Here is a 15,983-nt window from a genome sequence, read left to right on the forward strand (position 1 = left end):
CCACCTACTCGGACACAAGCCCCAGAGGCGTCCCCTCCCGAGGAGCCGCCTCAGCCCGCCCCCTGGCGGCGCCGCTCGTCGGTGATCGGCGTCAACCGCGCAGGGGGTCGCCGCCCGGGGCGGGGACCCCCGCCCCGAGGGCGTGGCTCAGGTGCCGTAGTAGCCCACCACGTCGGCGATCACGTGCACATTGCCGCCGGACCTGTTGTAGAACAGGGCGAGGCCGTTGGCCGGGTTCAGCGGGACGACCACCAGGTTCGGCACGGTCTGCCCGGGGCGCCAGTTCAGGTTCGACGCGTTGGGCGGCCCCTCGGGGAAGGCCCCGAAGGCAGTGAGGAAGCCCTCGCTGGTCGGTTCGGTCACGGTGACGTTGAGGACCACGGAGGTCGCCCCCTGCGCGACCAGGTTGCCGAGGTCCAGGTTGAGCATGTTGCCCGAATACACCGGGTACGTGCTGGGGACCCCGATGGCGGCCCGGGTGTCGAGCACCCGGTACGGCGCGTTGGGGCGGAACACGGTGCCCACGTCGGGGGTGTGGTAGCCGACGACGTCCGCGACGACGTGCACGGTGCCCGGGCTGGTGTTGTGGAAGTCCACCTTGCCGTTGACGACCGGGACGACGACCAGGTTGGGGACCGTCAGGCCCGGGGTCCAGTTCAGATTGGAGGCGTTGGGCTTCGCCTGGCCGTTCGGGTACACGGTGAGGAAGCCGTCGGCCGTCGGCCCGGTGACCGTCACGTTCATGGTGACGGCGGTGACCCCGGTAGGCGGTATGCCGTGCTGGCCGGTCACGGGCAGGGTCAACGTGGCGCCGGGGGCGATCGGAGCCCTGCCTGCGACCTCCCGGGTGTCGAGGACGCGCACCGGGCCGCGCGGGACGAAGCTGCCGCCCGTGTCCTTGGTGTGGTAGCCGACCAGGTCCGCGACGACGTGCACCGTACCCGGGCTGGTGTTGTGGAAGTCCACCTTGCCGTTGACGACCGGCACGACGACCAGGTTGGGGACCGTCAGGCCCGGGGTCCAGTTCAGGTTGGACGCGTTGGGCTTGTCCTGGCCGTTCGGGTACACGGTGAGGAAGCCGTTCGCGGTCGGCCCGGTCACCGTGACGTTCATGGTCACCGAGGTCACCCCGGCCGCGGGCACCCCTGCGCGACCGGTCACCGGCAGGGTCAGGGTGCCCCCCGGGGCCACCGGGGTCCGACCGGCCGTGCCGATCGCCTCCCGGGTGTCGAGCACCCGGACGGGGCTGACGGGAACGTAGAAGTCGCCCGGCAGGTACGCCTTCTGGACGCGGCTCGTGAGTCCGTTGGTGTCCGTCACGGTCACCGCGACCGGGCGGTAGTCCACGGTCGGGTAGGTGTGGCTGGCGATCGGCGAGGTCTGGGTGACGTCGGGGCCGTCGCGGAAACTGAAGGTGTACGACGCGATGGGCGCCCAGCCGGGCTTCGTCCCGGAGGCGTCGAGGACGATGGTGCCGCCCGGCCGCTGGGTGATGGTGAACGCGGCCTCCGGTCCACGGACGGTTTCGCTGTGGCCCCGGTCCGCGTAGGTGACCGGTCCGGCGCCGGAGTTGGGGACACCGGGATCGTCCTCGGGGCTGTGGCCGTAGAAGTCGCGTGCCTGCCAGCCCGGGGCCGCCGAGTTGGCCGAGTCGGTCAGCACGGCCAACCTGGTGGTGTTGGTGAACGGCGCGTCGTGGGCGCCCTGACCCGAGGCTGCCCGGAACGCCTCGACTGAGGCCATCGTGGCCTTCCAGGCGTACGGCGGCCTGTCCGGGCTGCGCACCGCGTTGTAGTCCACGGTCGTGCCCGACAACGCCGCGTCGTACACCCCGATGCCGACCTTGTCGGTGAAGGCGGGGTCGCAGTCCCTCGTGCCGAGGCCGTCGATGACGTTGTTCTGCACCGAGACGCCGTTGGACGCGCCGGACACCCGGATGCCGGTCGCGCAGCTGAAGTCCGTCGTGTTGTTGGTGATCGCCGTGCCCGTGGCCCCGGCGTTGTCGATGCCCCGGCCGCCGACGGTGATGAGGTTGTTGCCGGCCACGACGTTGCCGTCGGCTCCGGCGCCGAGGGTGATCCCCGTTCCGGCGGTGTCGATGAGCACGCTGCGCACGACCGTGTTGTTCGAGCCCAGGATCTGGATGCCGCCCGGACGCGGCGCGGTCGTCACGGCGTAGATGTGCGCGCTCGTGACGGTGACCCCGCTCGTCGCGGCGTCCAGGCTGATCGCGTTCGACATGTTCCCGGTGACCGCGGCCCTCTTGACCGCGGACCCGGTGACGGCTTCCAGTCGGACTCCCGGCACCGCCTGCGGTCCCTCGTTCCGCAACTTCACCTGGTCGACGGTCACGCCGGTCGAGTGGGCGACGTGGATCGCCGCCGTCTGCAGAGCTCCCATGATCTGGACGTTGAGGATCGAGACGTCGTGCTGACCGTCGATCTTGATCCCGACACCCGGGCCGGTGAGGAGCCAGAACGAGTCGTCCTGGGGACCACCGCGGAAGGTGATCGGGTTGCCGGCGGTGCCGGACTTCGCGATCGTGACGTGCTCGGCGTAGGTGCCGGTCACCCGGACCGTCTGGCCCGCGGTCACGGCGCCGGCGGCGGCCGCCAGGGTGCAGTAGGGCTGGGCCTGGCTGCCGGTACCGGCGTCGGAGCAGGCGACCGTGTTGTTCACGAACAGGTCGGTGACCGCGGCGCTCGCGGAGCCACCTGTGACGCCCACCCCCGCGGTGAGCGCGACCAGGACAGTGGCTACGGAAAGGGTTCTACGCACGTGAAGCATCCCTGAGAGGTGGGGGTCGAGACGGTCACCCTACAGAGGAACTTCCGGGCCGTGGGGGCACCCGCAGGGCCCCGAGCAGGTAACGCGCCGTTCGGGGGACTTGTCCGGAAAAGGCTCCGGGGAGGCCCGGCGGGACCTCCCCGGAGGGGTGGCTCAGTTGCCGTAGAACCCGACCAGATCGGCCACGACGTGTACCGTCCCCGCGCCCGTGTTGTGGAACCGGGCGGTGCCGTTCACCGGGTTCAGCTGGACGACCACCAGGTTCGGGACCGTCTGGCCGGCGCGCCAGTTCAGGTTGGAGGCGTTCGGTCGGGGCTGGCCGAAGTCCCCGTACACCGTGAGGAAGCCGTCGCGGGTCGGCTCGGTGACCGTGACGTTGAGGATGGCCGCCGTGGCGCCCTCGTAGGTCAGCGAGCTGAGGTTCAGGTCGATCCAGCCGCCGGGCGCGACCGGTCCGGCTCCGCTCGGCCAGGTGCCGGTCCCGCTGCGGGTGTCGAGCATCCGGTACGGGCCGCGCGGGCGGAAGACGGCGCCGACCCCGCTGCTGTGGTACCCGACGATGTCGGCGATCACGTGCACGGTGCCCGGGCTGGTGTTGTGGAACGCGACCTTGCCGTTGACGACGGGGACCACGACCAGGTTGGGGACCGTCAGGCCCGGGGTCCAGTTCAGGTTGGAGGCGTTCGGCCTGGCCTTGCCGTCCGGGTACACCGTGAGGAAGCCGTCCCGGGTCGGCTCGGTGACCGTCACGTTCATGGTCACGGCCGTGACCCCGGTGGCGGGCACCCCGCGGAGGCCGGCGACCGGCAGGACCAGCGTGCCGCCGGACGCGACCGGGGTCCGGCCCGCCGCGTCCCGGGTGTCCAGCGCCCGGACCGGGCCGAGGGGCGCGAACGAACTACCCACCCCTGTCGTGTGGTACCCGACCAGGTCGGCGACCACGTGCACCGTGCCGCCGCTGGAGTTGCGGATGTCGACCTTGCCGGCGTTGACGGACGCGACCACCAGGTTCGGGACGGTCTGGCCGGCGACCCAGTTCAGGTTGGACGAGGTGGGCGTGGGGCCGGCGTGCGGGTACACGGACAGGAAGCCCGGGCCGGTCGGCGACGTGACCGTGACGTTCATGGTCACCGAGGTGATGCCGGCCGGCACCCCGTTGCGGTTGGCGAGCTCCAGGGTCAGGATGCCGCCCGGGGCGAGCGGGGTCCGGCCCGCCGTGCCGATCGCCTCCCGGGTGTCGAGGACCCGGACCGGCCCGACGGGCACGTACCCGTCGCCCGGGGTGTAGCTCTTGTTCAGTGTGCTGGTCAGGCCGTTGGTGTCCGTGACCGTGACGGTGACCAGGAACGGCCCCGCCTGGGTGTACGTGTGCCCCGCGACCGCCTCGGCCTGCGTGACCACGGTGCCGTCCCCGAAGTCGAACGTGTACGTGCTGATCGGCACCCAGCCCGCCTCCGAGTCGGACGCGTCCGCGACGACCGCGCCGCCGGTCCGGCCGGACAGGACGAACAGGACGCTCGGCCCCAGCACCCGTTCCCTGGCGCCCCGGTCGACGTAGCTGACCGGGCCGGCGCCCGTGTTGGGCACGCCGGGGTCGTCCTCGGGTCCGTTGCCGTGGTAGTCGACCGGAAGCCGGCCGGGGGCCGCCGCGTTGCCCGAGTCGATGTTCACGTCGGGGCCGGCGGAGTCCAGGTCGTGCGCGCCCTGGCCCGAGGCCGCCCGGAACGCCGTCAGCGAGGCCACCGGGGTCTTCCACGCGTAGGGCGGGTTGTTCGGCGACGCGCGCACCGTGTTGTAGTCGACGGTGGTCCCGTCGACCGCCGCCCCGTACACGCCGAGGCCGACCTTCTCGGTGATCGCGGCGTCGCACGCGGGAGTGGTCGGCTCGCCGTTGCCGTAGACGACGTTGTTCTGCACCGAGACGCCGGTGGACGCGCCGGACACCCGGATGCCCGTCGAGCAGTTGTTGTAGGCGGTGTTGTTGGTGATCGTGGTCCCGGTGGCGCCGGCGTTGTGGATGCCCACCCCGCGACCGGTGCCGACGAGGTTGCCGGCGACGACGGTGCCCTTGGCCGTGGCCCCGACCAGGATCCCGGTACCGGCCGCGCCGGTGACCCCGCTGCGCACGACGGAGTTGTTCGGGCCGTGCACCTCGATGCCGTCCGTGTGCTTCGGTCCGGGGGTGGACAGGTAGGCGGAGGTGACCTGAACGCCGCTGGTCGCCGCGTCCAGGCTGATCGCCGGCGTCAGGTCGCGGAACGTCTGCACGCCGCGCAGGGTGGAGTTGGTGACGCCGGTCAGCTTGACCCCGGGCACCGGGTCGGCGGTCACCCCGGGGATCAGCAGCCGGTCCACGGTGATCCTGGCCGCGTTGTTGACCGCGACGACGGGGTCGGGGCCGAGGAGCATGGTGATCCGGAAGCCGACGACCGACACGTCGTGCTGGCCGTCGATCGTGATCCCCGCGTGGTCGCCGAGCAGCGCGGTGTACTTCTCCGGGTCGGGGCTGGCGTTCCGGAAGGTGATCGGGCCGCTGGGGGAACCGGACTTCGCGATCTTCAGCCGCTCGTTGTAGGTGCCGGTCGTCTGGACCGTCTGGCCGGGGACGACGGCGGCAGCGGCGGCCGCCAGGGTGCACAGCGGCTGGGCCTGGCTGCCGGGGCCGGTGTCCGAACAGGTGTTGACGGTGTTGTTCACGTACAGGTCGGCGAGCGCGGCGCTCGCGGGGGAGGCGGTGACGCCCACCCCCGCGACGAGCGCGGCCACGACCGTGCCGAGGGACAGGGTTCTACGCACGAGGACATCCCTAGGAGTAGGGGATCAAGGCGGATGTGCCGTCACCCTACAGAAGTTCGTCCATGCGGTGGGGCCCGCGCGCGGCCCGGTGGGGCGCCGAAACCCCGCCCGGTGGGCAACCGGCCCCCGCGCGCCGCCCCGGGCCGCCCCGCGCCGCCCCGGGCCGCCGGCTCAGCCCGCGTTGACCACCAGGTTGTACACCTCACGCCGCGACAGCCCGTGCAACGAGGCCACCTCCGCCGCCGCGTCCCGCTTCGACGTCCCCGAGGCGACCCGTTCCGCGACGAACGCCAGCAGCTCCTCGTCGGACGGCCGCCCCGTGGAGCCGACGAACCCGGACACCACGAGGGTGATCTCGCCGCGCGGGCCGTTCTGCTCCGCCCAGGTGGCCAGTTCGCCGAGCGTGCCCCGGCGTACCTCCTCGTAGGTCTTCGTCAGCTCCCGGCACACGGCCGCCTGCCGGTCCGCGCCGAACGCCCCGGCCAGGTCGCGCAGCGCCCCGGAGATCCGGTGGGTCGACTCGAAGAAGACGAGGGTGCGTTCCTCGGTGGCGAGCTTGCCGACGACCGCGCGCCGCTCGGCCATCTTCCGGGGCAGGAAGCCCTCGAAGCAGAACCGGTCGCACGGCAGCCCGGACACGGCCAGCGCGGTGGTCACGGCGCTCGGCCCGGGGGCCACCGTCACCGGGATGCCCGCGTCGATCGCGGCCCTGACCAGGCGGTATCCCGGGTCCGACACGCTCGGCATGCCGCCGTCGGTGACGAGGGCGACGGTCTGGCCGGCGACCATCGCGGCGGTCAGGTCGGGGGTGCGGAGTTCCTCGTTCCCCTCGAAGTAGGAAATGATCTTCGCCTTGAGTTCCACCCCGAGTTCCTTGGCGAGCCTGAGCAGTCTGCGGGTGTCCTCCGCCGCGATCACATCGGCGTGCGCGAGCGCGTCGGCCAACCGTGGCGAGGCGTCGCCCACGTTGCCGAGCGGCGCGCCAACCAGGACAAGTCGACCATTCACCCGTAACCCCCTGCTGTTGTACTCCCCACCGGCGCCACCCACAGCCTACGATCGTGCGGTGGCTGTGACCGAGACGACGCCCCCTGCCGACGAACAGGCCCTCCCCGAGGCCGTCCGCAGGCGCCTGAGCCCGTTGATCCCGCGCGACCCGATCTCGTGGATCTGGACAGCGGCGGTGGCCCTGATCGCCGCCGTGCTCCGGCTCGTGGGGCTGACCACGCCGAGAGGCAAGATCTTCGACGAGGTGTACTACGCCACCGACGCCCTGAACCTCCTCCGGCACGGCGTCGAGTGGGACGACAAGAACAACTCGGCCGCGTTCGTGGTGCACCCGCCGCTGGGCAAGTGGTGCATCGCCCTGGGCGAGCGGCTGTTCGGGGACAACGAGTTCGGATGGCGGATCGCCTCCGTGGTCGCGGGCGTCGCGGCCGTCGTGGTGGTCACCCGGCTGGCGCGCCGGATGTTCGGCTCCACCGTACTGGGCTGCGCCGCCGGGCTGCTGATGGCGCTCGACGGTTTCCAGTTCGTGCTGGCCCGGACCGCGCTGCTCGACATCTTCCTGCTCACGTTCGTGGTCGGGTCGTTCGCCTGCCTGGTGGCCGACCGCGACCAGCGCCGGGCCCGGTGGATCGCGGCACTCTCGGCCGGGCTCAAACGGCCCGCGTTCCAGGTGCCGTGGTGGCGGCTCGGCAGCGCGGTGCTGCTCGGCTGCGCGCTGGCCACGAAGTGGTCGGCCGTCTGGTACGCGGTCGCGTTCGTCATCATGATGGTCTGCTGGGAGGTCAGCGCGCGCCGGTCCGGGGGCGAGAAGCAGCCGCTGGTCGAGGGCCTGCTCTCCGGGATCGGCTGGGCGGCGACCTACACCGTCGTGACCATGGTCGTGTACGTGACCTCCTGGTCGGGCTGGCTGGCCAGCGACAACGGGTACGACCGGCACTGGCTCGCCGCGCAGGGCAAGGCCGAGTGGCCATTCCTCGGCGCGCTCTACAACCTGTTCGCGTACCACCGCGACGCGCTGACCTTCCACACCGGACTGGAGGCCTCGCACCCGTACCAGTCGTGGCCCATGCAGTGGCTGCTGCTGAGCCGGCCGGTGGCGTTCCACTACTCGGGCGACGCGGGCTGCGGGGCGGCGCAGTGCTCCTCGGAGGTGCTGCTGCTCGGTACCCCCCTGCTGTGGTGGTCCTTCATTCCGGCCCTGCTGGCGGTCATCTACCTGGGGATCAGCCGGCGGGACTGGCGGGCGTGGCCGATCGTCGCGGGCGGGCTGCTCGGCATCGTGCCGTGGCTCTTCTTCGGCAACCGGACGATGTTCTACTTCTACGCCGCCCCGAGCGAGCCGTTCCTGATCCTGGCCGTGGTGTTCGTTCTCGGCGCCGTGGTGGGCTCGAGGACCGCGAGCGCGGCGCGGCGCACGGTGGGCGCGGTGGCGGCCGGCGGGTACGTGGGCCTGGTCGCCATCTGTTTCGCGTACTTCTATCCGATCTACACCGGACGCCTGATCTCGTACGCGGCCTGGTGGGCCCGAATGTGGCTCGGAAATCACTGGGTGTAGCTACCAGTTAAACGGCGCGTCGTCCCTTATGGGGGCGGCGCGCTTTTTCGTGCCAACATCATTGCCTTTAAGACATGGAGACGTGTATACCTTTCAATACTTAGGTTTCTTAACAGTTAGGGACCGGCACATGAAACTTCATCAGCGGATCGCTGTTGCGGTTGCGGCAACCCTCGCCCTCCCCCTCGGGGCGGCCGCCGCACTCGCCAGCACCGTCCCCTCAGCGGCCCCCGCGGTCGCGGCTCCGAGCAGTGGTGGGGTGAAGTTCGCGTACTTCACCCAGTGGGGCATCTACCAGAACGCCTTCTACCCCAAGAACATGCAGACCTCGGGTGCCGCGGCGAAGATCGACTTCATGAACTACGCGTTCGCCAACATCCACCCGACGAACCACACGTGTTTCATGGCGAACAAGGCCGCCTCGCAGGACGAGAACAACCCCAACGCCGGTGACGGCGCGGGCGACTCGTTCGCGGACTACGGCAAGAGCTACGGCGCCGACCTGAGTATCGACGGCGTGGCCGACACCTGGAACCAGCCCATCGCCGGCAACTTCAACCAGTTGAAGAAGCTCAAGGCGAAGAACCCGAACATGAAGATCCTGATCTCCATCGGTGGCTGGACGTACTCGAAGTACTTCTCCGACGCGGCGATGACCGACGCGTCCCGGAAGAAGTTCGTCACCTCCTGTATCGACATGTTCATCAAGGGCAACCTGCCCGTCGAGGGCGGCTACGGCGGCCCGGGCACCGCCGCGGGCATCTTCGACGGCATCGACCTGGACTGGGAGTACCCGGGCTCCCCCGGTGGGCACCTGGGCAACCACTTCGGCGACTACGACAAGCCGAACTTCACGGCGCTCCTGAAGGAGTTCCGTACCCAGCTCGACGCCGTGGGCGGTGGCAAGAAGTGGCTGACCGCCGCGATGCCGGCCGGCCAGGACAAGATCAAGTACATCGAGACCGACAAGATCTCGCAGTACCTGGACTACTCGAACCTGATGACGTACGACATGCACGGCGGCTGGGAGGCCACCGGCCCCACCAACCACCAGGCGCCGGTCTACTCGGGCCCGAACGACCCGATGAACCCGGTCCCGCCGGGCACCCTGAAGTACTCGGCTGACGTCGCCGTCAAGGCGTGGACCACGGGCCTGCCCGACTACGGCATCCCCGGCGGCTTCCCCGCCAACAAGATCACGGTCGGCTACCCGTTCTACTACCGCGGTTGGACCGGCGTGCCCAACAACGGCAAGAACGGCCTCTTCCAGCCCGCCTCCGCCCCCGCCCCCGGCGCCCCCAACTCGGGCAACGTGGCGGGCACCCGGTTCTACAAGGAACTCGCCGGCTTCGTCGACACCCCGTCGAAGACGTTCTGGGACCCGGAGAGCCAGGCCGCGTACTTCTACGACGGCACCGTGTTCTGGAGCGGCGACTCCAAGCAGTCCGTCAAGGCCCGCGCCGACTACGCGCACTGCAACGGCCTCGGCGGCGGCATGATGTACTCCATGGAAGGCCTGGACGGGGCGATGACCCTGTTCAACGCCGCCGTGGACGCCATCAACGCCACCACCCCGGGCTGCGTGGCCCCGACCACGGCCCCGCCGACCACCCGGCCCCCGACGAGCCAGCCGCCGACGAGCCAGCCCCCGACGTCGAACCCGCCGACGTCGAACCCGCCGACCTCGCGGCCGCCGACGAGCAACCCGCCGACCACCCAGCCCCCGACCTGCTCGGTGGCCGCGTGGAACGCCGCGACCGCATACAGCGGTGGCCAGCAGGCCTCGTACAACGGCCGGGTCTGGAAGGCCAAGTGGTGGACGCAGGGCGAGACCCCGGGCGTCGCCGCGGTGTGGGAGAACATCAGCGCCTGCGGGCCGGCGACCTCCGCCCCGCCCGGAACGTGCACCGCGGCTGCCTGGAACGCGGCGACCGCGTACTCCGGTGGTGCCGTGGTGTCGCACTCCGGCAAGAAGTACCGCGCGAAGTGGTGGACCCAGGGTGAGACCCCCGGCTCCGCCGCCGTGTGGGAGGACCAGGGCGTCTGCAACAACTAGCGGCTCTGATGTGAGGCTCGTGCCGCTCGCGGCGTGAGAGAGGTGGCCCCCGGGACTCGTCCCGGGGGCCACCTTTGATGTGACGACATGTGGTCAGTCGTGATACACAGAGGAGTCGAGAGTGGGGTCCCGCGTGGGCCCGGCGCTCGATCAGACCGGGTGCGGGTGGAGGCGCCAACCGATGGCCCGCCCCCGGTCGCCCAGGGCCTCGGCCACGCCGGCCGCGTCGGGCCGTTCCAGCGTCGGACCGATTCCGGCGTCGGGCCGTTCCAGCGCCGGACCGATTCCGGCGTCAGCCCTTGATGGACATGATCCAGCCGTACGCGCCCCACACCCACGCGGCCAGCGGCACCACGGCCAGGATCAGCAGGATCTCGAAGATGTCCAGGGTCCGCCCCCACACCGGGGAGATCCGCTTGCCGGCGACACTCAGCCCGTACACCAGGCTGATGCCCGCGACAACGAGCAGCCCGACCAGGACGCCGACGAGCCGGAGCAGCACCGAGCTGGCCGAGAACGTGGCCACCGCGACGAGCGCCAGCCCGACCGCGCCGGTGAGCAGCAGCGGCATCCGCTGCAACCAGCCGGAGAACACCCGCGACTGGGTGAGCAGCACCAGCGACATCACGAGGCCGAGCAGCACGCCGGGCATGCCGCCGCCGAGCACCACGAAGCCGAGGACCCCGAGGCCGGTGGCAGCGACCCCGCCGAGCAGCCCCGCGAGGAACCGGTCGGCGGTGTCCGCGCCCCGGCGGACCTTCCCGCCGTCCACGGTCTCGGTGTCGGCCTTCAGGTCGGCGGGCCCGGACGGCACCGTCGGCATGGGCAGCTTGGCGAGCCGGTAGGCGTTCATCGGCAGCGACGGCAGGGCCAGCACCAGGATCGCGGCGACGATCGCGGCGCCCCCGGCGGCGGTGACCCCGCCGAACAGCACCCCGGCCAGGGAACCGATCAGGAACAGGAACGCGACGATGCCCGCGCCCACGAACACCGGGGCCGCGTCGCCGACGGCCATCGCCGCGAGCAGCACGAACAGCACCATCGCCGTCGCGCCGACCACCGCGTTGAGCGCGGTCAGCCCGCCCTCGGAGGGCGCGAGGAGCAGCAGGCCGCCGACCGTGCCGTACGCGGCGCCGACCAGGCCGCACGCCGCGCCCACCATGCTGTCGCCCACCGCGCGGGACATCACGGCCGCGAGCACGAGGAGCAGCACCCCGAGGCCGAGCCCGACCGCGCCGGCCGCGAGGGTGGCGCCGGAGAACAGGAGGGCCAGCAGGCCACCGGCGAGGGCGGCGATGCCGAGGCCCACCGAGTACCTACGGGTGTGGGAGAGCCGCCACTTGCCGCCCCGGTCGACGGTGGCGTTGGCTACGGCGTCGACCGCGTCGTCGTACACGTAGTCGGGGGCGACCTGGGAGCGCGGCGTCAGGTAGAGGATCTCCCCGTCGCGCAGCTCCAGCTGGGTCGCCGTGCGGCTGCTGTCGAGGACGTCGCCGCCGAGCCTGGACAGCACCCAGCCGCCCTGGGAGGAGCCGTCCTCGGCGAGGTCCGTGCCGGCGTACTGGAGCAGGGTGGGCAGCATGTCCGCGAACGGCACGTCACCGGGCAGGGAGATATCCAGTCGGGATTTGGGTGCTTTTACGGTGATTCGACATAGCCCCGCCGTGACGGCCATCGATCCCCACTCCATTCCCTACGCACTCCGACGGACCCCGTCCGTCAGCCTGACTTGCCGAGAGTACCTAGGATGTCCAAGTCCGAGGAGGTGGCATGGGTACCGTTCTGTTCCGCAGGCCCGCACGGCAGGCCGGGCCGCAGGTTCCCCGTGGGGAGCTGCTGCTCGAGTCGCCGCCCGATCTGCCGGAGCCGACCCCGAAGGGGCTCGGCCAGATCCTGATGATCCTGCCGATGCTCGCCGGCATGGGCGCGATGATGTTCATGTACGCGGGCCGGGGCGGCGGCAACTCCGCCATGCCGTGGATCACCGGCGGCCTGTTCGGCATCTCGATGCTCGGCATGGGCATGAGCCAGTTCACCAGCGGCAGCGGCGAGAAGAAGGCCGAGCTCAACCACGCCCGGCGCGACTACATGCGCTACCTCACCCAGATGCGCAAGCGGGCCCGCAAGGCCAGTTCCCAGCAGCGTGAGGCGCTCCAGTGGCGGCAGCCCGAGCCGGACTCGCTGTGGTCGATCGCGGCGTCCTCGCGCCGGTGGGAGCGCCGCGCCCCGGACAACGACTTCGGCGAGACGCGGGTGGCGGTGGGCCCGCAGAAGCTCGCGATCCAGCTCATCACACCCGAGACGAAACCCGTCGAGGACCTCGAACCCATGAGCGCCATCGCGCTCCGCCGGTTCGTCCGGACCCACTCGACCGTGAACGACGTGCCGATGGCGCTGTCGATCCGCTCGTTCAGCCGGCTGGTGTTCCGGGGCGAGCGCGCCGTGTCCACCGACCTCGTCCGGTCGATGCTGTGCCAGCTGGCCACGTTCCAGTCGCCCGAGGACCTGCAGATCGCCATCGTGACCAACGCGCAGCGGGTCGCCGAGTGGTCCTGGGTCAAGTGGCTCCCGCACTCGCTGTACGAGCCGCAGGCCGACGCCGCCGGCCCGCTCCGCATGGTGTTCAGCAGCCTGGAGGAGCTGGAGGAGCTGCTCGGCGACCAGGTCTCCGGCCGGCCCCGGCACGCGCCCGACCAGAAGCCGAACATGACGCAGCCGCACCTGGTGGTCGTGCTCGACGGCGGCGACTCCTCCCCCAACTGCCACCTCGCGGGCCAGGGCCTGCAGGGCACCACCGTGCTGGACCTGTCCGGCTTCACCCCCCGGCACGGCTGGGCCGGCCTGCTGCCCCTGGACGTCACGTCCACCTCGGTGCAGGGCGTGCGCGGCGAACGGGTCATCCCGCTGGGTGCCCCGGACCGGATGACGTTGGAGCAGGCGGAGGGCCTGGCCCGCCAGCTCGCGCCGTACCGGCTGTCGTTCCAGTCCACCGGTGGCGGCGGCGAGGAGGCGCTCAACGTCGCGACCGAGCTGCCCGAGCTGCTGGGCGTGTCCGACGCGGCCAAGGTCGACCCGCGCAAGAGCTGGCACCCCCGGCCCAACCGCGAGAAGCTCCGGATCCCGCTCGGCGTCGGCCCCGACGGCGTGCCCGTCGACCTGGACATCAAGGAGGCCGCGCAGGAGGGCATGGGCCCGCACGGCCTGATCATCGGCGCCACCGGTTCGGGTAAGTCGGAGCTGCTCCGCACGATCGTGGCCGCGCTCGCCATCAACCACTCGTCCGAGGAGGTCAACTTCGTCCTCGTCGACTTCAAGGGTGGTGCGACGTTCGCCTCGCTGGACGTGCTGCCGCACACCAGCGCCGTGATCACCAACCTGTCCGACGAGCTGCCGATGGTCGACCGCATGCAGGACGCCATCGCCGGTGAGATGACGCGGCGCCAGGAGCTGCTGCGCTCGGCGGGCAACTACGTCTCCCGGTACGAGTACGAGAAGGCGCGCCTCGCCGGCGAGCCGCTGGCCCCGCTGCCCAGCCTGTTGATGATCTGCGACGAGTTCTCCGAGATGCTCGTGGCCAAGCCCGACTTCATCGACCTGTTCGTCCAGATCGGACGGATCGGCCGGTCGATCGGCGTGCACCTCCTCCTGGCCTCCCAGCGGCTGGAGGAGGGCAAGCTGCGCGGCCTGGACACGTACCTGTCGTACCGGATCGGTCTGCGGACCTTCTCCGCCGTCGAGTCCCGGATCGTCCTCGGCGTCAACGACGCGTACGAGCTGCCCAACGCCCCCGGCCACGGTTACCTGAAGTCCGACACGACGACGATGCACCGCTTCCGGGGCGCGTACGTGTCGGGCGCGTACCGGCCGACCGGCATCCAGGCCAAGTCGCACACCCTGCTCCAGCGCCGGATCGTGCCCTACGACGTGGCGTACGTGCCGATCCCCGAGGCGCCCGCGGACCTGCCCGTCGAGGTCGAGGAGGTGGAGGCGCACGGCAAGGAGACCTCCATGCTCGACGTGATCGTGGACAAGCTGCGCGGCCAGGGCCCGCCCGCCCACCAGGTGTGGCTGCCCCCGCTGTCGGAGCCGCCGACGATCGCCGAGCTGCTCCCGCCGCTGGTCACCGACCCTCAGCGCGGCCTGACCCCCGCCAACTGGAGCGGGGCCGGTCGGCTCGCGGTCCCGGTCGGCATCGTGGACAAGCCGTTCGAGCAGCGCCGCGACCCGATGTACCTGGAACTGGACGGCGCGGGCGGTCACGTCGTGATCGTGGGTGGCCCGCAGTCCGGCAAGTCCACGATGCTCCGCTCCCTGCTCACCTCCCTGGCCCTGACGCACACCCCGCGCGAGGCGCAGTTCTACTGCATCGACTTCGGCGGCGGCACGCTGATGGCCCTGCGGGACCTGCCGCACGTCGGCGGGGTGTCCACCCGGATGGACATCGACGGCATCCGCCGGACGATCTCCGAGGTCACGGCGCTCCTCGACGCGCGCGAGGCCCGGTTCACGGCCCTCGGGGTCGACTCGATGGCGACGTACCGGCGGCGGCGGAACGCGGGCGAGTTCGCCGAGGACCCGTTCGGCGACGTGTTCCTCGTGGTGGACGGCTGGGGCGCCTTCAAGCAGGAGTACGAGAACTTCGAGCAGACCATCGCCAACCTCTGCAACCGGGGCCTCGGCTTCGGCGTGCACGTGGTGCTCGCCGCGACCCGGTGGGCCGAGGTGCGGATGTCGATGCGCGACCTGTTCGGCACCAAGGTCGAGCTGCGGCTCGGCGACCCGGGCGAGTCCGAGCTCGACCGCCGGGCCGCGATGAACGTGCCCGAGCGTTCGCCCGGCCGCGGTGTCACGAAGGAGAAGCTGCACTTCCTCACCGCGATCCCCCGGATGGACGGGGTCAAGATCGTGGAGGACCTCTCCGAGGGGGTCGCGGCCATGGTCAGCAACATCCGGGGCGCGTGGCCCGGCGCCCCGGCCCCGAAGGTCCGGCTGCTGCCGGAGCGGCTGCACATCTCCGAGCTGCCGAAGGTCACGGCCAAGGAGGGCATCCCGATCGGCATCAACGAGACGGCGCTCGCCCCGGTGCTGCTCGACATGGAGACCGAGCCGCACCTGATCGTGTTCGGGGACGCCGAGTGCGGCAAGAGCAGCCTGCTGCGGCTGATCGGGCAGACGGTCACGGAGCAGTACACGCCGGACCAGGCGCGGTTGATCGTCGCCGACTACCGGCGGGCGCTCCTCGGCCAGTTCAACCCCGACCACCTTCTGGGGTACGCGCCCTCGGGCCAGGCCTTCTCCGACATCCTCGGCTCGGTCCGGGCGGCGATGGTCGACCGGATGCCCGGCCCGGACGTCACGCCGCAGCAGTTGCGCGACCGCAGCTGGTGGTACGGCCCCGACGTGTTCGTCCTCGTCGACGACTACGACCTGGTGGCCGGTTCGGCCGGCAACCCGCTGACGGCCCTGTCGGAGTACCTGCCGCAGGCCCGTGACCTGGGTCTGCACCTCATCATCACCCGCCGGATGGGCGGCGCGAGCCGCGCGCTGTACGACCCCGTGATCCAGCGGCTCCGCGAACTGGACTGCCCGGGTCTGCTGATGTCCGGCAACCGGGACGAGGGCGCGATCTTCGGCAACCTCAAGCCGAGCCAGCTGCCGCCGGGCCGGGGCACGCTGGTGCGCCGCCGCGACGGGGCCAACCTCATCCAACTCGCCTGGTCGGACCCTCTGTAGGCGGGACCGTGGGCGACGACGCGCGTCGTCGCCCACCGCGCKACGCCC

General features: G+C 71.1%; 7 protein-coding genes. 3 read left to right on the top strand and 4 right to left on the bottom strand.

Annotation, left to right across the window (positions count from 1 at the left end; all coding sequences use genetic code 11):
• Window positions 1–147: 147 nt before the first annotated feature.
• From PT931_RS16225 to rsmI, 3 genes are all read right to left on the bottom strand, one after another.
• Window positions 148–2,778 carry a right-handed parallel beta-helix repeat-containing protein gene (locus tag PT931_RS16225; RefSeq protein ID WP_456246572.1) on the bottom strand — a complete coding sequence of 877 codons (2,631 nt, stop codon included), beginning with the start codon at window positions 2,776–2,778 and terminating at the stop codon, window positions 148–150.
• Window positions 2,779–2,940: 162 nt separating this feature from the next.
• Window positions 2,941–5,583, bottom strand: a complete 2,643-nt coding sequence (locus PT931_RS16230; protein ID WP_456246573.1) for a PKD domain-containing protein — start codon at window positions 5,581–5,583, stop codon at window positions 2,941–2,943.
• Window positions 5,584–5,754: 171 nt separating this feature from the next.
• Entirely contained in the window at window positions 5,755–6,591 is an 837-nt protein-coding gene (gene rsmI / locus PT931_RS16235) for a 16S rRNA (cytidine(1402)-2'-O)-methyltransferase (RefSeq protein ID WP_456246574.1), read from the bottom strand.
• A gap of 58 nt (window positions 6,592–6,649) precedes the next feature.
• Here rsmI and PT931_RS16240 point away from each other — a divergent pair, with 58 nt between their 5' ends.
• Together PT931_RS16240 and PT931_RS16245 are read left to right on the top strand one after the other, a co-directional pair.
• Window positions 6,650–8,146 (top strand): dolichyl-phosphate-mannose--protein mannosyltransferase, encoded by a 1,497-nt coding sequence (locus PT931_RS16240; protein ID WP_456246575.1) that lies wholly within the window; start codon window positions 6,650–6,652, stop codon window positions 8,144–8,146.
• Between the two features lie 130 nt (window positions 8,147–8,276).
• Window positions 8,277–10,202 carry a glycosyl hydrolase family 18 protein gene (locus PT931_RS16245; protein WP_456246576.1) on the top strand — a complete coding sequence of 642 codons (1,926 nt, stop codon included), beginning with the start codon at window positions 8,277–8,279 and terminating at the stop codon, window positions 10,200–10,202.
• Between the two features lie 292 nt (window positions 10,203–10,494).
• Here PT931_RS16245 and eccD read toward each other — a convergent pair whose 3' ends face one another.
• The gene (gene eccD / locus PT931_RS16250; RefSeq protein WP_456246577.1) at window positions 10,495–11,892 is read right to left on the bottom strand and encodes a type VII secretion integral membrane protein EccD; all 1,398 of its coding nucleotides are present in this window, start codon (window positions 11,890–11,892) and stop codon (window positions 10,495–10,497) included.
• An 80-nt stretch (window positions 11,893–11,972) separates the two neighbouring features.
• Between eccD and eccCa the strand changes: the two genes are divergently transcribed.
• On the top strand, window positions 11,973–15,935 hold the full coding sequence (gene eccCa, locus PT931_RS16255) for a type VII secretion protein EccCa (protein WP_456246578.1): 3,963 nt from the start codon (window positions 11,973–11,975) through the stop codon (window positions 15,933–15,935).
• The last annotated feature ends 48 nt before the right edge of the window (window positions 15,936–15,983 follow it).

The sequence above is a fragment of the Longispora urticae genome (assembly GCF_053902585.1).

Bases quoted from the DNA above. Each gene is read 5' to 3' on its own strand.
- PT931_RS16245 (WP_456246576.1), top strand. From the start codon at position 8,277: ATGAAACTTCATCAGCGGATCGCTGTTGCGGTTGCGGCAACCCTCGCC.
- eccD (WP_456246577.1), bottom strand. From the start codon at position 11,892: ATGGAGTGGGGATCGATGGCCGTCACGGCGGGGCTATGTCGAATCACC.
- eccCa (WP_456246578.1), top strand. From the start codon at position 11,973: ATGGGTACCGTTCTGTTCCGCAGGCCCGCACGGCAGGCCGGGCCGCAG.